General features: G+C 49.6%; 17 protein-coding genes. 13 read left to right on the plus strand and 4 right to left on the minus strand.

The window, feature by feature from the left end; genetic code table 11:
* The first annotated feature begins 527 nt into the window (after positions 1-527).
* The 7 genes from RCH83_RS10025 (at position 528) to RCH83_RS10055 (ending at position 14,048) form a co-directional block, all read left to right on the plus strand.
* On the plus strand, positions 528-1,169 hold the full coding sequence (locus tag RCH83_RS10025) for a hypothetical protein (RefSeq protein WP_306521560.1): 642 nt from the start codon (positions 528-530) through the stop codon (positions 1,167-1,169).
* The gene (locus RCH83_RS10030) at positions 1,162-4,731 is read left to right on the plus strand and encodes a LamG-like jellyroll fold domain-containing protein (RefSeq protein WP_306521562.1); all 3,570 of its coding nucleotides are present in this window, start codon (positions 1,162-1,164) and stop codon (positions 4,729-4,731) included. Before RCH83_RS10025 ends, RCH83_RS10030 begins: the two co-directional genes overlap by 8 nt.
* 94 nt (positions 4,732-4,825) lie before the next feature.
* Entirely contained in the window at positions 4,826-5,803 is a 978-nt protein-coding gene (locus tag RCH83_RS10035) for a glycoside hydrolase family 43 protein (protein ID WP_306521564.1), read from the plus strand.
* Positions 5,804-6,060: 257 nt separating this feature from the next.
* Positions 6,061-8,904 (plus strand): TonB-dependent receptor, encoded by a 2,844-nt coding sequence (locus RCH83_RS10040; protein WP_306521566.1) that lies wholly within the window; start codon positions 6,061-6,063, stop codon positions 8,902-8,904.
* 236 nt (positions 8,905-9,140) lie between these two features.
* Positions 9,141-10,550, plus strand: a complete 1,410-nt coding sequence (locus RCH83_RS10045) for an MFS transporter (RefSeq protein WP_306521568.1) — start codon at positions 9,141-9,143, stop codon at positions 10,548-10,550.
* Positions 10,543-11,499, plus strand: coding sequence for a glycoside hydrolase family 43 protein (locus RCH83_RS10050; RefSeq protein ID WP_306521570.1), 957 nt, complete (start codon positions 10,543-10,545; stop codon positions 11,497-11,499). The genes RCH83_RS10045 and RCH83_RS10050 overlap by 8 nt, the downstream gene beginning before the upstream one ends.
* Before the next feature lie 65 nt (positions 11,500-11,564).
* The gene (locus RCH83_RS10055; RefSeq protein ID WP_306521572.1) at positions 11,565-14,048 is read left to right on the plus strand and encodes a beta-L-arabinofuranosidase domain-containing protein; all 2,484 of its coding nucleotides are present in this window, start codon (positions 11,565-11,567) and stop codon (positions 14,046-14,048) included.
* A gap of 37 nt (positions 14,049-14,085) precedes the next feature.
* On the opposite strand, the gene RCH83_RS10060 is transcribed toward RCH83_RS10055, so the two are convergent.
* Positions 14,086-15,102, minus strand: coding sequence for an arabinan endo-1,5-alpha-L-arabinosidase (locus RCH83_RS10060; RefSeq protein WP_306521574.1), 1,017 nt, complete (start codon positions 15,100-15,102; stop codon positions 14,086-14,088).
* Between the two features lie 105 nt (positions 15,103-15,207).
* Here RCH83_RS10060 and RCH83_RS10065 point away from each other — a divergent pair, with 105 nt between their 5' ends.
* Positions 15,208-16,203: a family 43 glycosylhydrolase gene (locus RCH83_RS10065; RefSeq protein WP_306521576.1), complete on the plus strand. Its 996-nt coding sequence runs from the start codon at positions 15,208-15,210 to the stop codon at positions 16,201-16,203.
* Positions 16,204-16,252: 49 nt separating this feature from the next.
* Here RCH83_RS10065 and RCH83_RS10070 read toward each other — a convergent pair whose 3' ends face one another.
* Positions 16,253-17,881, minus strand: a complete 1,629-nt coding sequence (locus tag RCH83_RS10070) for a sodium:solute symporter (protein ID WP_306521578.1) — start codon at positions 17,879-17,881, stop codon at positions 16,253-16,255.
* 399 nt (positions 17,882-18,280) lie between these two features.
* Between RCH83_RS10070 and RCH83_RS10075 the strand changes: the two genes are divergently transcribed.
* The 4 genes from RCH83_RS10075 (at position 18,281) to RCH83_RS10090 (ending at position 21,643) form a co-directional block, all read left to right on the plus strand.
* Entirely contained in the window at positions 18,281-18,997 is a 717-nt protein-coding gene (locus tag RCH83_RS10075; RefSeq protein ID WP_306521580.1) for a FadR/GntR family transcriptional regulator, read from the plus strand.
* Between the two features lie 24 nt (positions 18,998-19,021).
* Positions 19,022-19,801: an SDR family NAD(P)-dependent oxidoreductase gene (locus RCH83_RS10080; RefSeq protein ID WP_306521582.1), complete on the plus strand. Its 780-nt coding sequence runs from the start codon at positions 19,022-19,024 to the stop codon at positions 19,799-19,801.
* A gap of 204 nt (positions 19,802-20,005) precedes the next feature.
* On the plus strand, positions 20,006-20,698 hold the full coding sequence (locus RCH83_RS10085) for a sulfite exporter TauE/SafE family protein (protein ID WP_306521610.1): 693 nt from the start codon (positions 20,006-20,008) through the stop codon (positions 20,696-20,698).
* 51 nt (positions 20,699-20,749) lie between these two features.
* Positions 20,750-21,643: an SMP-30/gluconolactonase/LRE family protein gene (locus tag RCH83_RS10090; protein WP_306521584.1), complete on the plus strand. Its 894-nt coding sequence runs from the start codon at positions 20,750-20,752 to the stop codon at positions 21,641-21,643.
* A 523-nt stretch (positions 21,644-22,166) separates the two neighbouring features.
* On the opposite strand, the gene RCH83_RS10095 is transcribed toward RCH83_RS10090, so the two are convergent.
* Entirely contained in the window at positions 22,167-22,388 is a 222-nt protein-coding gene (locus tag RCH83_RS10095; protein WP_306521586.1) for a hypothetical protein, read from the minus strand.
* Positions 22,389-22,415: 27 nt separating this feature from the next.
* On the opposite strand from RCH83_RS10095, the gene RCH83_RS10100 reads away from it, so the two are divergent.
* Positions 22,416-22,853 (plus strand): hypothetical protein, encoded by a 438-nt coding sequence (locus tag RCH83_RS10100; RefSeq protein ID WP_306521588.1) that lies wholly within the window; start codon positions 22,416-22,418, stop codon positions 22,851-22,853.
* Between the two features lie 29 nt (positions 22,854-22,882).
* Here RCH83_RS10100 and RCH83_RS10105 read toward each other — a convergent pair whose 3' ends face one another.
* On the minus strand, positions 22,883-24,049 hold the full coding sequence (locus RCH83_RS10105) for a diguanylate cyclase (RefSeq protein WP_306521590.1): 1,167 nt from the start codon (positions 24,047-24,049) through the stop codon (positions 22,883-22,885).
* Positions 24,050-24,742 lie beyond the last annotated feature (693 nt).

The raw sequence follows: 24,742 nt of genomic DNA on the forward strand, positions 1-24,742 counted from the left end.
TACAACAGCGAGCAGGGCATAGGGAGTTGCCAGCTTGCAGGCCATCCCAGCTAAAGCCTGAAAGGGCTTTTAGCCGGGATGCTGCTTGCTGCAATCATGGGTTTTCCCAGCAATACGTTTTGCCAGTTATGCACTTCGCCAGTCATGCGCTTCGTTTTACCAATACAACGCCATAACGGCATTTTCCAGCGGTGATGTCAGCTCCGACCATCAAAATTTCCCTATTTGATCTCTTTACAGCAACCCTGATCTTAGTTTATTAATATTGTATTACAATATTGCATTTGTGTGATATTGCAGCTGGCGATTGGCAGCTGTTGTCCCCTGGCCTTGTTTCCTGTGTTTATTGCTTTGCATCAGGCAGCGCTGTGTGGCCCGAAGACTTCAGACCCACAGTTTTCACGTTCAATCTGCTTGACGTTGACCAGCCAAAGGTCAGCTCAGCAGATAGAGCAGAGGAGCAAAACCTGCAATAGCAGGTGAATAACAAGGCCACCGCCTGAACGGTGGTGCAACAGGAGAAGATGATGAAAAAAACACTCAGGCGTTGTCTGCTGCCGCTGATGCTGGTTTGTTCCGGTATGGCAGAGGCCACTTTGCTGAATCCGGATTTCAGCCAGGGTTTGGATCACTGGCAGGCGGCAGTTAGCTGGACTGATCTGCAAAACGGCACGTCCGGCCAGCACAGCGGCGATATTTTTGGCCAGTATACAACGGCTTTTAGCCACAACGGCGCGACGCTGACATTAAGTACAGTGCAACAACAACAGCGGGAGATCTGGAGCCTGGTGTTGTTTCAGGACTTGCAACTGGGGCCGGTCGCCAGTGGTCAGGCCTTGTGGCTGCAGCTGGATTTACTGGCCATGTTAAGCAGTGCCGACGATTTTTATTTTGCCCAGTTGCGGGATTTAGATTCGAACGATGCGCTGGATTTAAGCAGTGGCGGCCGTTTTGAGGTAACTGCCTGGATTGGCCGCAACCTGACGCTGGAATTTGGTCTGCAAGACAATGATTTTGTGCTTGGTGACCAGTTGCAGCTGAGCGCCCTTGAGTTACAAAGTACGGCTGTGCCTGCACCGGCCAGTCTGGTTTTATTCACGACCGCTTTATTGTTGTTATGGCGCCGGCAGCGTCATTTAGCCTGTGCCGGAGGCAAACATCATGTTTAAGCCTCTGTTATTCAGCCCGTTATTATGCCTGTTGTGTGCTGTTGTCACTGTGGTGTTTGCCAGTGAAGCACAGGCAGCCCAGTGGCAACCGCTGCCAGATGCCCAGGTACAACAAGGTGTCAGAGTCACAGTGCGTAATCTGGGTTATTACACCGACAATAAGATTCTGCAGGCACCCGCGCCAACGGCGGAGCAGCCGCTCAGGCTGGTGATCACCAGCAGCAGTTACACCGTGACCAATGCACATGGCAAAGACGACGCTGGCCGGCCTTATTTTAATGTCACCAGCTTAACCACGCCGGTGCGGGTGTATTTTGCCAACAGCAGGGGGATGTTCAGTTACGCTACTGCGGTTTATCAGCGGCAGTCTGATGACCATTTGCCGGATCCGACATTATCAACGCCGGTGTCTTACCAAAATGCGACTGTGCATGACCCTTCGGTGATCCGTTTGGATGATGGCCGCTTTTATGTGTTTGGCTCCCATCTGGCGGTGGCGAAAAGTACTGATCTGATGAACTGGCAGCTGGTGGCTGAAGGCGTCAATAATGCCAATCCGCTTTTCGCCACTTATCAGAGCGAAGCGGCCGAAGGAATTGCCTGGTCGGGCGGCCATGTTGGTTCCTGGGCGTCGGACGTGATCCAGCTGGCGGACGGCAAATATTATTTTTATTACAACCACTGTGCTTCACCGGAAAACGGCGAATGTGATTCGTCACGTTCTTATTTGGGCGTGGCTGTGTCTGAGCAGATTGAAGGGCCGTACCGCAATCTGGGCCTGATGCTGAAAAGTGGTCATCGCGGCAGCGAAAACCCTGGGGTGGATGGCAACATCTACAACGGTAATATTCATCCAAACGCCATAGATCCGGACGTGTTTTTTGATAAAACCGGCCGGCTCTGGATGGTGTATGGCTCTTATTCCGGCGGTATTTTTGTGCTGGAACTCAACCCACAAACCGGCTTTGCTTTGCCGGGACAGGGTTATGGCAGCAAAATAATGGGTGGTTATTACAGCGCTATTGAAGGGCCTTTTATGTTCTACAGCCCGGAATCAGACTATTACTACCTGTTTACCTCTTTTGGTGGTTTTGCACAAAACGATGGTTATAACATGCGGATTGCCCGCTCGCGCAGTCCGCAGGGGCCATTTGTCGATGCTGAAGGGAACAATATGCTGGCGGCTTCCGGTGGCTGGTCCTCTATAGCCCCCTTTGGTGTGAAATTAATGGGTGGCCATGTGTTTGAACACAATCCGGGCGATCCGGGTTCGGACCATGGTTATATGGCGCCTGGTCACAACTCAGCTTATTACGACACCACGACAAAACAACATTTTGTCATTTTCCATGCCCGTTTCCCGGATAAAGGCGAAGGCCACGAAATCCGGGTACATCAGCTGTTTGTGAATGCTGATGGCTGGCTGGTAGCGGCCCCCCACCGTTATGCGCCCATTCAGGGTGATAATCTGGTCGACAAAACCGATGTGCTTGGTACCTATCAGTTCATCAACCATGGCAAAGATATCAACCGCACACCCCATAGGTCGGTTTACCTGAGTCTGCATGCCGACGGCAGTATCAGTGGCGACCTGAACGGCAGTTATGTGCTGGGCAAAAAACAACAGATCACGCTGAATATCGACGGCGTCGGCAGTTTTAACGGGGTGCTTTCCTGGCAATACAATGACAATACCACGCAGCTGGTGCCTACTTTCAGCGCCTTGTCGGGCAAAGGCGAAGCAGTGTGGGGCAGCAGATTGCCGGTACTTGGCAGTGCCGACTTGGTGCAAAACACCGCCGACAGCCTGCAGTTGCCGGCAGAAACCAGCACAGATTTAGTGCTGCCCGACCGTGGTGCCCAGGGCGCAACCATCCAGTGGACTTCTTCATTACCGCTGGTGATTGCCGCAAACGGTAAGGTAGAACAACCAGCTGCCGGTCGTAGTGATGCCCAGGTTGAACTGACTGCCACTATCCGCAGCAACGGGGTGCAGCGTATCAAAACCTTTATGGTTGTTGTCAAAGCGCGTAAAGCCTATAACCGCACCGCTTTGTACCGCTTTGAACAGGATCTGACGGACAGTACCGCTGCTTTTGCCGCCGGACTTGCCACAGGTAACAGACCGGATAACAGTGGCGCTGTCAGTTTTGCTGCAGGCCAGGTCGGTCAGGCAGTGCAGTTGGATGGTCAAAGTGGGGTGCGGCTGCCGGATGGTCTGATCAACAGCCACACTTACACAGTGTCGATGTGGTTGAATCCTGCTGTGCTGACTCAGTTTACGCCGGCGTTTTTTGCCGCAGCCAGCAATGACAGCTGGCTGAGTCTGGTACCGCGTAGCTGGGATCAAAATACTATGTTGTGGAGTGGTAGCCAGCTTTGGTTTGATGGCAGTGCCGGTTTGCAAATTCCGGCCAACCAATGGACTCATGTGGCTTTCAGCGTGCAGCAAGGGCAACTGAGTCTGTATATCAACGGTGAGCAGAAATTTACCGGCAGTAATTTCCGTGATTTGTTCAGCACAGTACAGGCGGTCTTTGCGCTGGGCGTGAATTATTGGGACATCCCCTTTCAAGGTGCTATTGACGAGCTGGCGATCTATGAATTTGCTTTAACTGCTGCGGAAATCAAAGCGCTGGATGTGGACAGGCTCAGCGACGTGCAGTTGTTGCAACTTGCGGTAAATAACCTCAACCTGGGAGATATTTCCGCCGTACGTAACGATTTAACCTTGCCGCGCAGTGGTGCTTTTGCCAGTGTGATCCAGTGGCAGTCCAGCGATACCAATACCATCGATACCAGTGGCAAAGTAACGCGGCCAGGTGTTGATGACACAGACCGGCAGCTGACGTTAACTGCCACTGTGACCTTAAATGGTTTGCAACAACAACGTGATTTTGTGGTGACGGTACGATCGCTGGCACCACCTGCGCCATATGCACACTTTAGTTTTGATAACAGCGATCTGACAGACATCACCGGCCGTTTTAACAGCGGTAGCAGCACAGCGGAGCGGCTGGATCTGGCGGGTGGCAGTCTGAGTTATCAGGCGGGTGTCAGCGGCCAGGCGCTGGTGCTGAACGGCAGCTCAGGTGTACGTTTACCGGATAACCTGATCACAGATCAGAGCTACAGTGTGGCCTTGTGGTTAAATCCGGCGCAGCTGACTAACTACAGCACAGCGTTTTTTGGTTATGCCAGCGCCAGCAGTTGGGTAAGTCTGGTGCCGCGTGGCCATGGTGGTGTTGGTGAAAACACTATGTTGTGGTCTGGCACCGCCTGGTATGACGCCGGTATAGGCCAGCGGGTGCCACTGAACAGCTGGTCACATCTGGCTTTTGTGGTCAGTAGCGGCAACCTGAAAATTTACCTGAATGGCCAGCAGGTGTTTAGCGGCAACAACTTCCCGAATGTGTTTGGCACTGGCGGCGCCCCGGGTTTTGCGTTGGGGGTGAACTTCTGGGATACGCCGTTTAAAGGCATGCTGGATGAAGTGAATATTTATCACGAAGCCATTACCGGCGAAGAAGTGTTGCAACTGTATCAACAACAGCTGCCCTGAGCAGACGGGGCTGCCGGTCCCGTTAGAAATAATACAATATGATAGCCAGCCCCGTCAGGCCCGTTGCCTGACGGGGCCGGCATAAGGATCAAAGATGTATCAAAAACTATCGCAACTATCACAACTATGGCCTGTGCTGCTTTGCTGCGCTGTGCTTAGCACCAGCTTGCCACTGCAGGCAAAAAACCCGTTATTTGACGATGTGCTGACGGCAGATCCGGCGGCACTGGTGCATGGCGACACAGTGTATCTGTACACCGGACATGATGAAGCTGCGGATAACAATGGTTTTTTTGTGATGAAAGACTGGTTGTTGTTTAGTTCCAAAGACATGAAAAACTGGCAACGCCACGGGCCAGTGCTCAAAGCAACAGATTTTAGCTGGGCCAAAGGCGATGCCTGGGCTGCCCATGCCATTGAACGCAACGGCAAGTTTTATTTTTACACCACAGTAAGGCATAAAGACGATAAACCAGGTTTTGCTATTGGAGTGGCAGTGGCTGACAGCCCGCTAGGGCCTTTTAAAGATGCTATTGGCAAAGCGCTGGTAAGTAACGACATGACCACTCAGACAAAAAACGACTGGGACGACATTGACCCTGCGGTGTTTATCGATAAAGACGGTCAGGCTTATTTGTTTTTTGGCAATCTGGTGGCGAAGTACGTCAAGCTCAAAGCCAATATGACCGAGCTGGATGGTGAGATAAAAACCATTGAATTAAAAGACTTTACTGAAGCTGCCTGGGTGCATCACAAAGGCAATAGTTATTACCTGTCTTATGCCTGCGGTTTTCCGGAGAAAATCTGTTACGCCAGCAGCAAGAGTATTAATGGCCCATGGCAATATCAGGGCATTCTGAATGAAATTGCCGGTAATTCTGAAACCAACCATCAAGCTATTATCGAGTTTCAGGGCAAATCTTATTTTATCTACCACAACGGTGCAGTGCCGCCGACCGATGGGCGTGCCAGCGGTGGCCGTTTTCGTCGTTCAGTGGCCATAGATCCATTGTATTACAACAGCGACGGCACACTACAACGTGTCATCATGAGCAGTGAAGGGATCCGCTAAGGCGGTTCCTGAAATCGTTAAATATAGTAAGTGCATGATTTAAATGGATAAATAAAATTGTCATCAGGGCGTAACTTTGGTTGACAGTTAAATAATCATACAATAGTATTATAGAAGTATAATAATTTGACAGTGCCGCTTTTGCAGTGATATTCAGTGCTGCAGCAGCTGCAGATGGACAAAACAATAAGCCGGAAAAGTTCGGGTAGTGATGGACTTGCAAGGCATTCATACACAATGACGGGAGAAGACGACCCATGTTTAAGCGAAGCCACTTGTCCAGTGCGATACTGCTGGTGCTTTCCGGCCAGGTAGCCTATGCGCAGGAAGCAGAAACCACATCTCAGAATAAAAAAGATAAAACTGAGTCTATTGAAGTGATTCAGGTAAAAGGGATCCGCGGTAGCCTGAACAAAGCCTTAGGTATCAAAAGATTAAACGAACAAATTGTTGATTCTATCGTGGCCGAAGATATCGGCAAATTCCCGGATAATAACGTTGTTGAGTCTTTGCAACGGGTGACTGGTGTACAGGTAACCAACCGTGGTTCAGGTGAAGTGTCAGGTGTGTCCATTCGTGGTTTAAATGACATTACCACCACTGTGAATGGCCGTAATATTTTTACCGCTGCCGGCACTGCTGTGGCACTGCAGGACATTCCCGCCAGTTTGTTAAAACAAGTTGATGTGTTTAAAACCCGTTCGGCCAGCCAGATTGAAAGTGGCATTGCCGGCGCCATTGACGTTAAAACCCACCGGCCTTTTGATTTTGATGGTTCCAAGTTTATTGTGGCCGGCCGTGGTATTTACAACGAACAAAATGATGCCACTAACCCGGCCATCAGCGCCTTGGCCAGCGATCGCTGGGATAGCAGCCAGGGCCAGTTTGGCGCTTTGGTTAACCTGTCATTTTCGCGTATCCGTTATCGTGATCAAAGTGTGACCGCAGGCGCCATGGTGCCTTTTATGACCGAATCGACCACTGCACCTTATACCCCTTTTGAGCGGGTATGGCCGACCCGTGGTGGCGTCAGTGAAGATCCTATCTGGCAAGCTGGTTTATTGGAAGGTTTACCTTCAGCAGCAGGTTCTGTTTTTAATATTAATGGCACACCAACCGCTTATATGCTGGGCCGGGACGCGATTTTCCAAAGTGACTACAATGGTGAACGTGAACGTCCTGCCGCCAATCTGTCTTTCCAGTTTTCACCCAATGAAAACGCTGAATATGTGTTTGAAACTTTTTATAACGGCTATCGCAACGAAGGTTTTAACAGCCTGTTATTCTCCTTTGCCGATTGGTGGGGGGATTATGCCGGGATGAATCCAACCCAGGCGGCGGCTGCTGCCAATGTGGTGTATCACCCTGGCACCAATATTGTTAAATCGCGTTCAGTGTTGCATCCATGGGTTTTTACCAGTGGTGATTTATCCACAGGTAAAACCGACAGTATGTTGTACGCTCTGGGCGGGAATTGGCAGTTAAATGAAGATCTGACACTTAAATCTGAAGTGGTGTACCAGTCCAGCAAATACGAAAGTGATTTTTTTGCCATGCGTTTTATCCGTCCCGGCAACAATTACAAGCTCAATGTCGACTTTAACCAGAATGACGGTATGCCGGGGTTTGGTTTTGAAGATGATCCGGCCACCGCAGCGGTTGACGAGTCGACTATGGCAGATGCTTCCGCTTATCTGATTGACGGTATGTACGATAACGCCAACAGTGATGAAGGCGATGCCGTTACTTTGACCTCAGATTTGTCTTATAGCCTGGCCGGCTTTTTCACCAAAGTTGAAACCGGTATACGTTATGACAAAAGGGGCGCTGAAACCGCCTTCAGCCGGCAAGATCGCTGTTGTGGTGGCGGCCTGAATGTGGCGTCTATTGAAGGTTTAGCCTCGGTGAACAGTGGTTTTATGGATGGCGAAGCTCAGGTGCCAACCAGCTGGGCTGTGGCCAATGGTTACCATATCCGCGAAAATGCCGATGAATTCCGCACCTTATACGGCATGAACAAACTGGGTTTAAACCGCTCTTTTGATATTGAATCCACCACTTTGTCGGCTTATGTGCAGGGTAAATACGAAACTGAAGTTGCTGGCCGTACCCTGGACGGTGAAATTGGTTTACGTTACACCGGCATCGACACTGACTCTGAGTTTTATCAGGAAACTGCGCCTGGTGTACCTCAGCCTATGACGCCGGGTGAAAGCAAAACCCGCACCTTATTGCCAAGTGTGACACTACGTTATGAACTGGCAGATGACTTACAAATGCGTCTGGCTTATACCGAAACCTTGCGTTACCCGTCTTTTGGCGATTTAAACCCGCTGATTATTTATAACGAAGACGTAACAGGTATTGGTTATGGTACCGCAGGGGGTGGTAATCCGGATTTAAAACCAACCGAATCACGCAATTATGACTTTGCGCTCGAATGGTATTTTGCCGACTCCAGTTCTTTGTACGGTACTTTGTTCCGTCGTGATGTGGAAGGTTTTGTGGTGGGTTTCCGCCGTGCTGTGATGCATGACAAATCAGCCACTGACCCAACACCTTACAAATTTATCTTAAGCCAGCCGTACAATGCGTCCAATGGTGATATTTCCGGTGCTGAACTTGGTTTAGTCTGGTTCCCGGACAATTTGCCTCAGGTGTTAGACGGTTTTGGTGTGCAGGCCAGTTACACTGCGCTTTCATCGTCACAAACCACACCTGATACCAATTCAGCCGGTGATATCACAGGTTATAAAGACACTGATGTGTTTGGCGTGTCGGATTCGTCTTATAGCCTGGTGCTGGCTTATGACAAAGACAAGTTAGGCATGAGGTTGTCTTATGCATGGCGTGATGACTTCCTTGCCAACTATGAAGCGGCGTTGTTTGCCAACCCGCTGGAAATGCGGCGCCGGCCGGAAGCCAGTATGGACTTCCAGTTGAGTTATCAGCTGTTGGACAACCTTGAAGTGACTCTGGATGGTACCAACCTGACCAACGAGGTGTATCAGAGTTATTACGGCAATAACCCAACCACCAACAACTTTGGTACTGCCATGTATAGCCGTACCTTTGCTCTGGGTGTGCGTTATTCAATGTAAGTTTTGATTGACCTGGTTTGAGCCCCGCCCAGGCGGGGCTTTTTTTAACAGATCCTTCCACTGCGTGCCGCTCAGGCTGAACCTGATTCGGGTCGGATTGGCAAAATGGTTGTTGCACCAATTGTCCTACAATATTATCTTGGTTCAATAACAACAGGGCAGTGTGCTTCTGCCAACAGCAGTCAGGGACGGTGCGGTTCAAAGCAGCGGCCTGCAGCACAAAGGAAAACAGCGTGATGAGTCAGCATAAGTTATCGCAACTGGAAAAAATTGGTTTTGGTGCCGGCGATATGGCGGTGAATGTCGTGATCTCGGCAATGATGCTGATCATTACCTTTTTTTACACCGACGTGTATGGCATGAAACCGTCCGACATGGCGCTGATGTTTTTGCTGGTCAGGGTACTGGATGCGGTGACAGATCCGCTGATGGGTTTGCTGACCGATAAATTCACCAGTCGTTGGGGTCGTTACCGGCCTTATTTATTGGTGTTTGCTGTGCCTTTTGGTATTTCGGTCTTTTTAACTTTTAGTACACCTGATTTGGATTACAACGCCAAACTGGTTTGGGCTTATGCCACTTATATTTTTGTCACACTGATGTTTACCGCTGTGACTATTCCTTATATCTCCTTAATTGGTGTGATGACAGATGACCCGAAAGAGCGTTTGTCGGCCAACGGTTATCGGTTGTTTTTTGCCAAAATTGCTGCTTTTGCTGTGACCATCATTGTGCCTTTACTGGCTGGTGCCGACTATTGGCAAGGAGACAAAGCCGCCGGTTATCAGGCCGCTATGGGGCTGATGGCGGTATTGGCGGTGTTATTTTTCCTGTTTTGTTTTTTCACCACCACAGAGCGGTTGGAGCATAAAGTTGATCAACAACCCTTGCGTCAGCAGTTTGCTTTATTGCTGAAAAACGACCAGTGGCTGGTGTTGTGTGGTGTTTGTGTGCTGGGGACTGTCGGTTATGTAGTGCGGGGTTCTGTCGCTTTGTATTACGCCAAATATTATCTGGGCGGCGACACCACAATGCAGTCATTGTTTTTATCAACAGGTGTGGGTGCAGCCATTTTATCTATGGTGGCCTCTACCTGGATCACCAAAGTGTATTGCAAAGTAAAGTTGTTTAAATACAGCCAGATGGCAGTGGGACTGTTAAGTCTGCTGATGTTTGTGCTGGTGCAGCCGGGTGACGTTTTATTGGCTTTTGTGTTGTTTTTCCTGATTTCTTTTGTGGTGGATTTACATGCACCTGTGTTCTGGTCGGCCATTGCTGAAGCTGTGGATTATGGCGAACATAAAACCGGTCAGAGGGTTGCTGGTTTGTCTTTTGGCGGTATTTCATTTTGCCAAAAAGCCGGCATGGGTGTAGCCGGTGCCTTAGTTGGCTGGTTGCTGGCCGGTTTTGGCTATCAGCCGGATGTGGCACAAAGTGCGCTGGCATTAACCGGCATAGCGCTGATGCTGACCCTGATCCCCGGTCTGTTTCATTATGGGGTTGGGGTGTTGATGCAGCGTTACCGCATTACCGACCAGGCTTACCGGCAGTTATTGGCTGAATTAAATGTTAAACCGGCGACGGCATCTTTGCCGTCAGCCGCAACGTCATCCGCAGTAGAAAAAGGACTTCAGAGTCATGCTTAACCGCAATGCACTAAACAGTAATCAACCGCTGATCCCACAACGTGCCGACCCTTTTATTTACCGGCACAACGACGGTTTTTATTATTTCACCGCTTCTGTGCCCTCTTATGAAGGTATTGAACTGCGCCGCGCCCGGCAACTGGAAGATTTAGCCACAGCACAGACTGTGATGGTGTGGCGTAAACCAGAACAAGGGCCTTATTCTGAGCTGATTTGGGCACCGGAAATTCATTTCCATCAGGGCAGTTGGTATGTCTATTTTGCGGCTGCGCCAAGCCGCGCTATTAAAGACAATCTGTTTCAGCATCGTATGTATGTTATTCAGGCCGTTGGTGACAACCCTTTAACCGCAGACTGGCATTTTGTTGGGCAAATCGACACCGGCATCAACAGTTTTTGCCTGGATGCCACCACTTTTTATCATCAGGGCAAACTGTATTACCTCTGGGCGCAAAAAGGCCCGGGCATCAATGGCAACTCCAATTTATATATCGCCGAAATGGCGTCGCCTGTGGCGATTAAAGGCGAGCCTGTGCTGCTGACCAAACCTGAGCTGGACTGGGAAACCCGTGGTTTTTCGGTGAACGAAGGCCCGGCAGTGCTGAAAGGCCATGGCAAAATTTTTATCAGTTATTCCGCCAGTGCCACGGACGAGAACTATTGCATGGGGCTGCTGACGGCTGATGAAAACGCCGATGTGCTGAACCCGGCCAGCTGGCATAAAGCACAACAACCGGTGTTTCAGACCGACGACAGTGTAAAAATGTTTGGCCCCGGCCATAACAGCTTTACCACACTTGCCGATGGTACCGACGTGCTGGTGTACCACTGCCGGCAATATACCGAAATTGAAGGAGACCCGTTGTGGAATCCGGATCGCCATACTTTTGTCAAAACCATTCGCTGGGATAACGGCCAGCCTGTGTTTGGTAAACCAGGTCAGCCTTAGCACCATACCGGAACAGTGCTGGTCAAGTATCAGCCCCTTATCAGCCACGGCTTTTGGAAACACTGATGCGTCTGATGCACTTTGGTTGTTTGCTACTGATGGGCAGCCTTGTATTGATGGTCAGGGCTTATGGCGCGCCACCACAGCAAGAGCAGCTGATTGCTGTCAATTCTGTTGCCGCAACAGCGACAACACCGGCACTGCAACCTTTTGTGTTGTCACAACTGCGCTTAACCGACGGGCCCTTTTATCAGGCGCAACAAACCAATTTGCAATATCTGCGTGATTTTGACATCAACCGTTTGTTGGCTCCCTTTTGGCGTGAAGCGGGTTTAGTGCCAAAAGCGCCGGCTTATGGCAATTGGGAAAGCAGTGGGCTGGATGGTCATATTGGCGGCCATTATCTGTCGGCACTGGCGCTGGCCGTGGCGGCAACAGCGGATCCAGAGTTAAATCAGCGACTGGATTTGCTGCTGGCTGAACTTGTGGTAATACAGCAGGCTTATGCCGGTGCTGATGTTGGTTATCTGGGCGGCATTCCCGGCGGGCAGCTGCTGTGGCAACAAGTGCGCAGCGGCCATATTCAAAGTGATTTATTCAGCCTGAATCAAAGTTGGGTTCCGTTGTATAACCTGCATAAAACCATGGCTGGTTTAACTGATGTCTGGTTGTTGACTCACAAAACTCAGGCAAAAACCCTGCTGTTAAATTTAGGCCAGTGGTTTTTGCGGTTAAATGCCAATTTGTCGCATAGCCAGATTCAGCAGTTGCTGGTGAGTGAGCATGGTGGCCTGAACGAAACGCTGGTCGATTTGTATGACATCAGCGGCGATGACGCTTACCTGCGGCTGGCGCAAAGTTATTCACAACAAAGTTTGCTGGCGCCTTTATTGCGTCACGAAGACCAACTCAGCGGCCTGCATGCCAATACCCAAATTCCAAAAGTGATAGGTTTTTGGCGTGTCGGCGGCACAGCTCAATTACCGCGCTGGCAGCAGGCTGCGCAGTTTTTTTATCAGACAGTCACAGAACGCCGTAGCGTGGTGATTGGCGGCAACAGTGTGCGTGAGCATTTTCATCAGCCTGATGATTTTAGTCCTATGCTCGAAGACGTCGAAGGGCCGGAAACCTGCAATACATACAATATGTTAAAACTGGCGAAGTTATTGTTTCTGCAAAGCGGTGACGTGCGCTATTTAAGTTTTTACGAGCGGGCCAGCTACAACCATATTTTGTCATCACAACATCCCGACCATGGTGGCCTGGTGTATTTTACGCCGCTGCGCGCCGGCCATTACCGCGTTTATTCTTCGCATGACAAATCGATGTGGTGTTGTGTCGGTTCGGGCCTTGAGAATCACAGCAAATATGCCGAACTGATTTACAGCCGGGCTGGCGCTGAGTTACTGCTGAATCTGTTTATCCCTTCAACGCTGGATTGGCCTGAGCAGGGGCTGCAATTGCAGCTCGACACTTTATTCCCCGACGATAATCAGGTGTTGCTGACAGTGCTGAAAGCGACTGCAAAACCTCAGCAACTGAGTATCCGCGTTGCTTCCTGGCAAAATGCACCTTTGCAGCTGCAGCTAAACGGCAAAACCGTCACAACCAGCAGCATACGCCCTGGTTATCTGACGCTGACCGCGCCGTTAAAGGCCGGCGATAAACTCAGTTTTACTTTGGACCCTATGCTGCGGCTGGAACAACTGCCCGGTGCTAAGGCAAAACACAATACAACAACTGCCAACTACGCAGTGTTATATGGCCCGGTGGCGCTGGCGCAGCCTTTACCTCAGCTCAAAGACGAGCAGTTGCAGTTTATTGCCGACGACAGCCGGATGGGCCATATTGCCGCGGGCGCTGTCTGTCCACAAGGTGCGGCGCCGCTGATAGTGGGCGAGCCCGATGTTTTTTTACAACAACTGCGCCGTTTACCCGGGCCTCTGGCTTTTGCCGCTCCGGGTTTGCAAGCAGTTCAGCCGAAGTTCTGGCAACAACAACCTGTGGCGCAGCTGGTGCCGTTTTTCCGGGTGCACGACCAGCGTTATCAGATTTATCTGCAGCAAGTGGCGAAGGCGGCTTATCCGGATTTTGTTGCCAGAGCAACAGCAAAGGCAGCGGAGGAGCAAGCACTGATAGCCCGCACTCTGGATCAGATCCAACCCGGTCAACAACAACCCGAGGTCGAGCATCAATATCAGGGGCAGGCCAGTCAAAGTGGTAACAACAACGGCCGGCACTGGCGTGACAGTCGTGAATGGTTCAGTTATCAGCTGACCGATACCGCCAATGCGGCCACAGTGCTGCGGCTGGAGTATTTTAGCGGCGACGCTGGCCGGCAGTTTCTGCTGTTGCTGAATGACCAGCTGCTGGCGGAAGTGACCTTAGCAGCTCAGGCGAATGCCGGTTTTTATCATATTGACTACGCCATTCCTGCCATCTTGTTAAAGCGCAGCAGCACCGGCAAACATCAGCTGAAATTTGTCGCCAAACCAGGTTCAGTTGCCGGTGGTATTTATGGCATCAGGCTGTTAAAACCCCAGCGATGATCTGGCCCGGCACAACTTTTAGACTGATGCCTTGTGGTTATGGGTTGATAAGTCTGGTGCGGTATTGATTTAAGGCTTTTTGCTGCACCACAGGCCAGTCGTCTTGCCAGGTTATAGGCAACACTTTTAGTTTTTGCAGTGCTTTGTCGGCAGTTTCATAAGCGTGAAACACCAGATAATCTTTGCCGTCTATGCTGTAGGCCGCGTTATGACCAAGCGCCACCCAGTCTTTGTCACCTTTAAGCACTAAAGAACCGCCACCTTGCAACATAGATTTGCCGGTTTTGTCGACATAAGGCCCGGTCAGGCTTTTACTGCGTCCCACCATAATTTTGTAATCACTGTCTTTGCCCCGGCAACATTTATCAAAAGAAACAAACAGATAGTAATAACCATTTTTGTGAAAAATATAAGGGGCTTCAATAGCACCATCACCGGGCTCACCGTCCGGCAAGGCCGGGTTGCGTGGTCTTTTGGCAATGCTGTGCCACTGTTGCGGCTCGGCAAGACGGGTGAGGTTTTTGTCCAGTTTCACCAGTTTTAGTCCTTCCCAAAAAGAACCAAAGCTCATCCAATAATCGCCGTTTTCATCGCGGATAATGGCCGGATCTATCGCATTCCAGTGGTCACGCTCCGGCACCGACTGCAGCACAATGCCTTGATCCTGCCATTGGTAATTGTTTGCCGTGGGATCCAGGGTTTTGTTGGTGGCCACCCCAATAGCAGAGGTATTTTTACCAAAAGCCGACACTGAATAATACAGATAAAAAACGCCGTCTTTTTCGATGATATCAGGCGCCCACAAATGGCCATCAAAACCCGGCGCTATCGCTTTGGCCCAGCTGGGTTCTGTGGCAAACACCCGGCCACCGGGTTGCCAGTTGTGTAAATCTTTGGACTGATAGATGCTGATGCCGGGACCTGTGCTGAAGACATAATAAACATCACCGGCTTTGGCCAGCACTGGGTCATGCACTTCCAGTTGTTTGGCCTGTGTCAGGCTACTGCACAACATTAACGCTGCGGCTGTGATGCTGCTGATCCGATGATTCATATTTGCTTCTCCTGCCGGTTGATTCTTGTTAATAAGTAATACAATATTAATAGTACAGAATAGATCCGGCGCTCACAAGCCCCGGCGACCACAGGAGAGTTGTTGATGCGTTTGACTATTTTCACTTTAAGCGTTTTGTTGTCATTGCAGGCCACTGCAGCTGTCACTTTGCCGCAAAATCCATTGTTACTGCAACGGGCTGATCCCTATTTATACCGGGACGCTACCACTGGCTGTTACCACTTTACTGCCACAGTACCGGATTTTTCCGCACTGGAAATTCGCTCCAGTTGTACTTTAGCCGGTTTAAAAACCGCCAAAGCCGTGCAGGTGTGGCAGAAAAAAGCCAGCGGGCCTATGAGCGCCAATATCTGGGCGCCAGAGCTGCACCGCATTAACGGCCGCTGGTATCTGTATTTTGCGGCCAGCCGTGTTGATGCGCCTTTTCATATTCGTATGTATGTATTGTCGAACCCGGCGTCAGAGCCAACTCTGGGCCAGTGGCGGGAAGAGGGCGAGTTGACAACCCATCTGGATAGTTTTGCGCTGGACGCCACTACCTTTGAGCACAATGGCCAACGTTATTTGTTGTGGGCACAACAGGACAAAGCCCGGAGTTATAACTCGGCGTTGTGGCTGGCAGCCATGGATGGACCAACCCGGATAAAAGGGCCAGTGGTGAAACTCAGTGAACCCACTTTAGCCTGGGAAATTCAGGGTTATAAGGTGAACGAAGGCCCGGCCGTTTTGATCAAACACGGCCGGATTTTTGTCACTTATTCGGCCAGTGCCACTGATCATCGGTACGCGATGGGCATGTTGTGGGCTGATGCCGGTGCGGATTTATTAAACCCCTCCAGCTGGCAAAAAAAGCCGGAGCCGGTATTTGCCAGCAATGAAAGCCTGCAACGTTTTGGCCCTGGCCATAACAGTTTTGTGTTGGCTGAAGATGGCAAAACCGAGCTGATGATTTATCACAGCCGCGATTATCGTGATTTGCAGGGCACAGCGCTGACGGATCCTAACCGTCATACAAGGTTGCGGGTATTACAATGGGACGCCGAAGGGTTTCCGTTATTTGCGCCAGAGCAGGGGGATTAAATAAAAGCGCTAAAGCCAGCGGCGCTGGCTTTAGCTGCTGAAGAGTCACTTACCAGAAGCGCCAATAGATAAAGGCGGTGATAGTCAGAATAATGCCGGAATGGATGTAATCCCATTTATCCAGCCCCTGGATCACCTGGCGCATCGTGTCTTTGCCCAGAGTAGAAAACGTCAGACCACGCACATTGTCTTCGCTTGGCGCTTTGGTAACAAAACTCAGCCCAATCACAATGACACAGACCAACACAAACAACAGCACGCAATAATATAACCAGTTCATTTCCACCACCCAGGCGATGGGCGTACCCTGTATAGCCTCGCGAAACGGTAATAACACCAGCCGGATCATACCAAGAACAAAACCAGCGACCAGTCCGACATAACCTGCAGTGGGCGTGATGTGTTTGCTGCAAATGCCCAATAAAAACACTGCGGCTATACCAGGCGCTATCAGCGACTGCACACTTTGCAGATATTCGTATAACACGTCGGCAATCAGGCTCATCACCGGGATCCATAAAATACCCAGCACCACCACCACCACAGTGGCGATACGGCCCACTTTTAGCAGCTGCTGCTCAGTTGATTCCGGTTTATATTTTTTATAAAAATCAATGGTAAACAAGGTGGCGGACGAGTTAAACAAGGAGGCAAGCGAACTCATTAATGCGGCCATCAAACCGCCAATCACAATACCTTTGACACCGGATGGCAATAACTCCGCCACCAGGGTCGGGAAGGCCTGATCGGCACTGTCAAATGAAATCAGCCCTTTGGCTTGCAGCGCATGGGCAATCAGGCCAGGTACCAGGAAAATAAACACCGGCAACAACTTCAGATAACCTGCAAAAATAGTACCGCGTCTTGCTGCCTGAATGCCTTTGGCTGACAGTACCCGCTGCACTATGTATTGGTCGGTACACCAGTACCAGAAACCAATAATAAAAGAGCCAAACACTATACCGGGCCAGGGGAAGTTTGCGTCGCTGGCGGCGCGCATCAGATGCATATTTTCGCCGTTTAACCTTTCCATTTCGGCCCAGCCACCCACTTTATCCAGCCCCACCACCAGAATCACCACAGAGCCGATGATCAACACCGGGGTCTGGATCACCGAGGTCCACATAATGGCTTTCATGCCGCCAAGCACAGTATAAATACCGGTGATCAACACCAGACCAACAGCTGAGATCCAGAAAAAATCGATGCCCCAGATGCTTTCAATACCCAAAATGGTTTTAAAAGCGACACCACCGGCGTACACAGTGACCGCCACTTTGGTCAGCACATAACTCACCAGTGAAATCACTGACAAAAAGCTGCGGGATTGGGCGTTAAAACGCCGCTCCAGAAATTCCGGCATAGTGTAAACCTTGCTGCTCCAGTAAAAAGGCACAAAAATCCAGCCGAGCAATAAGATGATCCAGGATTGGAGTTCCCAGTGAGCCAACGCCATCCCGGATTCAGCACCAGAGCCGGACAAACCGACCAGATGTTCAGAGCCAATATTGGACGCAAAAATTGATGCGCCAATCACCAGCCAACCGGCATTACGACCGGCCAGAAAGTAGTCTGTGGTGTCTTCTTCTTTTTGCCGCATTGCGGCGACAACAACGCCTATCATCAACAGACCAAAACCAGCCAGCACCAGCCAGTCCATCGTAGTTAGTTCAACCATGTCCTCTGTCCTTTTTTGCGCTCAGCACATGCCTTGGCCGTCAGACCCTGACCTGGCTGAGCAATTATTGTTCATAAAGCATATTATAATACAAATTTAAGAATGGAAAGCCCACTCACTTTGGCTGGCGCAGCCGCTTGGTTTGCAGTAAAAAAAGCACAGACAACAGCGGCTTTTTGGCGTTGGCATTGTGTTTAAAGCTTGAATTTTATCTGTTTTTTAGGCAACTTGGTGGGCAGCAACTAAGTTGCTGTCAGACTGCTGCCAACCGCTTTTGCTGAATGAGAGCTGTTGCGTGGTACAGCCAAAGAATATCATCAGAACATATGTTAATATGACAGCATCCGGTGCCGTTGCCGCTGCGCAAAAGCCACACCAACCTTGTATTGAGGAGCCGACATGGGTCGTATCATTGAGAATTTAAATCTGTCAGAACAGGTGACCAACGATCTGGGGCGGGCCATAGTGGCTGGTGAATACAGTTGCGAATCCGGTTTACCAACCGAAGCCCAGCTGTGTGAAGAATACGGCATCAGCCGCACCGCTGTGCGTGAAGCGGTAAAAATGCTGGCAGCCAAAGGCCTGATCTCATCAAGGCCACGCCAGGGCATCAGTGTTGAACAACCCAGCAACTGGAATTTGTACGACACCAGTGTTTTAAGCTGGTTGCTCAACAGCAGCCCATCCTTAAATGTGCTGAAAGAGTTTTTACAGGTTCGCCTTGCTATTGAACCTCAGGCGGCGGCACTTGCGGCCGAGTTTGCCCGTGATGAAGATATCGACCAGATTGAAAAAGCCGTAGCCGCTATGCGGGCTGCAGCTGTTGACCCACAAGGCAGTATGCATGATGCCGATCTGGCTTTTCATACCAGTATTTTGTTTGCCAGTCGCAACAGGTTCTTTTTCCAGTTGCGCGACTTTATCCGCACTGCATTAAATGTCAGTATTCAGCACACCACACCGGCCAAAGCCAACGACTTAGCAGTGGCAGAAGATCATGCCAAAATTTGCACTGCCATCCGCAACCGGCAGCCGGAACGTGCCAAAAATCTGATGACACATCTGATTGACGAAGCCATGACTTTTATCGAAGCAGAAATTAAAAGACGCAGCTAAGAGTTTGCGTCCGGGGCAGAAAACATGCAGCACAACTTAAGCCACAAAGCGAATTACCCCAGTCTGCGGGGCAAAGTGGTTTTTATCAGCGGTGGTGGCACAGGTATTGGCGCCAGGCTGGTTGAGCGTTTTTGTCTGCAGGGAGCCAAAGTTGCATTTGTGGACATAGCGCGCGAGGCCGGTGAAGCGCTGGTACGTCAAGTGAGTCAGCAATGTGCGGAGGCGCCGCTGTTTATGCCTTGTGATATCCGCGATATTGCTGCTTTGCAGGCTTGTATTTCACAGGCGCAACAGCATTTTGGTTTGATCAGCATCCTGATCAACAATGCCGCTGACGACACCCGCCACCAGGTGGAAGAGTTGACAGTGGAATATTGGGATGAACGTTTTGCTGTTAATTTACGGCATTATTTTTTCGCCGCTCAGGCGGTATTGCCACAAATGCAGCAATTGGGCGGCGGCAGTATTATTAACCTTGGTTCTATCAGCTGGCGTATTAAACAAACCTGTATGCCGGCTTACACCACGGCCAAAGCCGCTATTGAAGGTTTAACCCGCACGCTGGCCGGACGTTATGGCGTTGATTTTATTCGGGTAAACAGCCTGATCCCTGGCTGGGTGATGACAGAACGTCAGTTGGCACGCTGGCTTGATGCCGACACTGTAAAAGAAATTAACCGTCATCAGTCGATTAAACAGCAGCTGGAACCCGATGATATCTGTGATATGGCGTTGTTCCTTGCTGCCGATGACAGCCGTATGTTAACGGCACAAAGTGTCATAGTGGATGGTGGTTGGGTCTGAAGCTGAACCGGCCTGCCTTTGATGGCGCAGTACTGTTAACGTCTTAACCTCTTCATCTTTTTAAGCTTTTTATCTTCCAACCTCACCCTGTGTTGTTTATCTGCGGTTATCAGTCAAAGCTTGCATTTATATAATTGTATTATAATATTTATATTCGCCGCATTCTGTGGCATCCATCACCAAGAGGCTGTTTGTTTGACTGAAGTGCTGCTGATAAATCTGATCCTGCTGACAGGCGCCTGTCTGCAAGGGCTACTTGGCTTTGGGCTGGGACTGTTTAGTGCACCCCTGCTGTTTATTCTGGCTCCACAATACGTGCCGGGTCCGATGATCCTGAACGCTTTGTTGTTGACCTTATTAATGTCGATCCGCAACCATCAGGACCTGCAATGGAGACAGACCAGTTATGCGTTGGCTGGTGGCACCTTGGGGGTGTTGGGGGCTGCGCTGCTGATGTCCAGTCTGGTGTTTGCCCAATACCGTATGCTGTTTGGTGGCCTGATTGTGATTGCGGTTCTGTTGTCTGTGGTGGGGGCAAGGCCGGCACTTAGCCCGCGCAATAACTTAATTGCCGGCATTTTTTCCGGTTTTATCGGCACTGCAACCTCAGCAGGTGGTGCACCTATGGGGCTGTTGTATCAGCATGCAGAACCCAGGCTGCGCAATGCCAATCTCAGTATGTTTTTCCTTTATATCAATGTGTTTGGCATGTTGGTGTTATGGTTAGGCGGCATTTCCGGTTGGGCGGATATTTATTTGTTTTTACAATCGATACCGGCTTTGTTAATTGGCTGGGGAATGTCCGGTTTTGTCGGCCGCCATCTGCAAGCGAAGCGTTTACGCCAGATGATTCTGCTGGTAGCCTTTGCTGCCGGCCTGATGTCGGTGCTGCTCTGACTGTGGACGAGTAGCTGTATTGCCACTTCGCCACATCGGATAAAAGGTTTTATGTTATCAGCACAGTTTTCTGTTTGCCCTGGTCATGCTGCCGCTTTGGCCGAAGGTATTTATTGGGATGCTAAGCGTAAGCGTCTGTTTTGGGTTGATATTCTGCATCCGTGGTTATACTGGTTTGAACCAGAAAGCCAAAAAACAGCACGAATTGCGTTGCAGGAACCCGGTTGCTGGCTGGTTGGCACCGAAGGGCAACTGCTGTTGCTTGGCATGTCGCGTAGCATTGGTTTGTTAGACCCCGACACAGGTCAGGTCAGGTTACTGCCGCAGTTGTTGTTGCAGACTGAACCGGCAGGCAACCGCTTAAATGATGGCGGTGTCGATCACAAAGGACGGCTTTGGTTTGGCACCATGGACAACGCCGAGCAGGTTGCTACAGGGCAGTTATACCGCGTTGACCAACGGGGTTTACAAAGTGTTGATACCGGTTATGTGGTAACCAATGGCCCTGTATTCAGCCCGGATGGACGTTTCCTTTATCACGCCAGCTCTGCCAGCAGGGAAGTGTACCGTTTTGCCTTGTCGGCAGAAGGTGAACTGTCCGACAAACAATGTTTTATCCGTTTTAGCGAACAGCAGGGTTTTCCCGACGGTATGGCGCTGGATGCAGCCGGCGGATTATGGATAGCGCAGTGGCGCGGCGGTGGTATCAGCCGTTTTGACCAACAAGGCCAGCTAACCCATCAGCTGCAATTACCCGTCAGCAATGTTACCAATCTCACTTTTGCCGGACCTGAACTGCGGCAGCTGTTTATTACCACAGCGCAGGCGGGCCTGAGTGCGGCAGAATTACAACAACAACCGGCAGCCGGCAAGTTATTTAGGGTCGACCTTGATATTCCGGGTATTGCTTTGCCTGTGATTGATATCGGGGCATTGCCGGAATAAGGGGGGACTGAAGTTCACTTTTCTTAAATCAGCCAAATATCAAAACAGTAAAACAGAAGTAGTAAGGATACTAAGCTCGCGATGAACATAAAATGCCCAAATTGTAGTACCAACAACACAATTGAATTTGCAGAGAACATCTGTTGCCATGCATGTAAAAAGAGTTTTGCTGGATTTTCGTTTCGAAAATATAAAATGCCCATTGCAGGTGTTACATCTGTTTTGTTGATTGCAACCTTGGGAGGGCTTCAGCTTGAGAGTTATGTTTTAGAGCCAAAACGTTATTCTACAGCTGCCATTTACGAGATAGTCAGTTATTGTGCTAATCCGACAAATGTGATGATAACGCAATCAATGCATCGCCAACTTGCAGAAGAATGTATTTGTGCACTGAATAAAACCATGGTCGAGATAAGTGAATCTGAGCTCACAATGCGGGCGGGAGAGTTCACAAGGTTGTTTAACAAACACAGAGCTAGTTGTTATTAAAAAGGCCGGATCCCTCCGGCCTGATGAATTGATATTAAATCTGGTTTTTTACGGGCGGGTTATTGCCGCGTCCAGGTCCTGATGGGTTTCCCGTTTTGCTGGGGCCGTTTGTTGGTGGTGTTTTTGATGCTGACGTTTTAGCGGCGATACTGGCTGCCTTAGCCGCAAATGAGTCTTTAGATACCTTGCCGTCGTTGGCCTTTGCGGTTGCTGATTGAATGCGAGCAGCGGCTTCTTTAGTCATAGGTGTAGACATTTAAATCTCCTTTGAGTTATCAACGCTTTGATAACTATTGTTTTAGCGTTCAACAACACTATTGTTGTGAACAGGAGTGATACTAAATTGCCGAACGGGACAAAAAGGGACACTGAGCAGGTTAAGCAGCTGCAAGTGCAAATTAAATCTATGCAAAAGCAACTCGGCTGGACCAATACTCAGTTGGCAAATGCTATCTATTGTGAGTTGTTCGAAGAAGACGATGATGATGGTATGCAGAAGTTTGCTGAAACGCTGAAAAAACAACTTAAACGCGACAGCACGCCGACTGAACTGCTGCAACGTTATATTCAGCTTATTAGCAGTCATCAAGATTACCGCAGAGCTGGCTTGATCGTGGCAACCCCGATACGTTTGGGGGTTGTTGATTTTCAGATTTTGCGTGCAGTGAGCGCAGCGTCGCAGAAACTAATCACAGACAACAATGTTAATGAAGTGAATTAACTCAGTAGTGAAGAGTTAATGCACCATGCTTAATTATTAAAAACAAATTCTCCAGAGCACCATGCCACTGAACGGTTTCGGCCATTTTCTTTGGCATGGTAGAGGGCGTCGTCTGCTTGTTTGATCAGTGAGTCTAAATCCTGGTTTGGTTGGGCGATGACGTAACCGATACTGATGGTTATTTTGGCGCCAGGCACTATTTGCTGAGCTTCAATTTGTTGTCTTAATAGTTCGGCTTTTTCTGCCGCTTGTTGCTGATTTACGCCCGGAAGGCAGACCAGAAATTCTTCTCCGCCCATGCGAAAAACCAAATCGTAGTTTCTAAAGGTGGCCTGACTGACGGCAGCCACCTGACGAATGACCTGGTCACCCATTTGATGGCCAAAGTTGTCGTTTACACTTTTAAAATGGTCGATATCAAATATCAGCAGTGCCATAGGCTGATGATTCCGCAGACAACGATTGAGCTCAGCGTTTAGCCTGTCTTGCATTGAATATCTATTGAGTAAACCTGTCATTGGGTCACGTTCTGCCCGAACTTCCAGCTCCAATTGTCTTTGCCTGGCTAAAATTATCAGGCCACCTGTCAGTATTAAAGCGGCATATATTGTCAGACTAAACCAGCCGAGTTGGTGCACAAATGGATTCGGTTCGGCAGCGGTAAAACTGTATTTTCCTGTGATAAACAGCGCACTGCGTAACAACATCTGTGCAATGTTAAAAAACATTACACACTGAAAGAAGGTCACTACTTTGCTGAACTTACCGGGGGTTGAGGTAAACAATAAGCGTAAGCACAGGACGTTAACTGCGCACATGATGGCAAATCCAATTAATAGTCTGCTGAACTGATCTTGCTGGAATAAAGGCAGGAACCAGACTGAGTAGGTTAGAGTGGCGAACAGAACCAAATAATAACGTTGTAGTGGCACCTGCAACAGTCGGTACAAGGCGCTTAGAATCAATAAATGAATAACCACTGTAATTGTATTAATAAAACCAGGGAGGATAAAATACGGCAGTGCAACATGATCGCGCATAATGGCAATAAATGCATGCATTATCAGGCAACAACCACTCAAACTAAAATCAAGCAGGTATTTTTGAGTGAGGTTTCTGCGGTACTCAATGCCAAAAAAAATGGCGGTGAATAAGCCAATCACCAGATTAATGGCGGCTAAAGTAAATAAATCCATTTAAGTTTTATATCCCTGAAACAATCGTTAAATTGTTGATTTTCTTTACAACACAAAAAGCAATATAGGTGATGACACGAGCGAGTACCTATTATTGCTCAGAATATAAGCTTACTCTAATTGAAGTCAAGGATGATTCGGAATAAACCAATAGGGTCTGGTGGCTCTGGGGTAAGTTATGGGCAATCCGGCCATATGCAGAGCATATGGCGTTCGCGCAGCAGTAAGTCAGATTGCTGACTTGCTGAAAGACCGGGCGGACCCATCAGGATTGACTCGCCGCATCCTGCGACTCGCCCTACGGGCAGCGCGTTGCGCTGTGCCAAAACGCTCCCGGCTTATACTCGTATCATCCTGCGGGTCGGCTGCGCCGTTCCAATTTGTTCCAGACAAATTGGTGGTCGAACAACATGTTCTCATCCGATAGGGTGCCATATGCAGAGTATATGGCGTTCGCCCGGCAGCAAGTCAGACTGCTGACTTGCTGAAAGACCGGGCTCACCCATCAGGATTGACTCGGTACATCCTGTACCTCGCCCTTCGGGCGTTGCTTCGCAACGTCCCAAACGGCAGTCCTGCCGTTTGGTCGAACAGCATGTTCTCATCCGATAGGGTGCTATAAATGCAAAAACCACCTGAAAAGGTGGTTTTGACATTTATGGCGCACCCATCAGGATTCGAACCTGAGACCTC

Source organism: Rheinheimera sp., assembly GCF_030824435.1.
Lineage (GTDB): Bacteria > Pseudomonadota > Gammaproteobacteria > Enterobacterales > Alteromonadaceae > Pararheinheimera.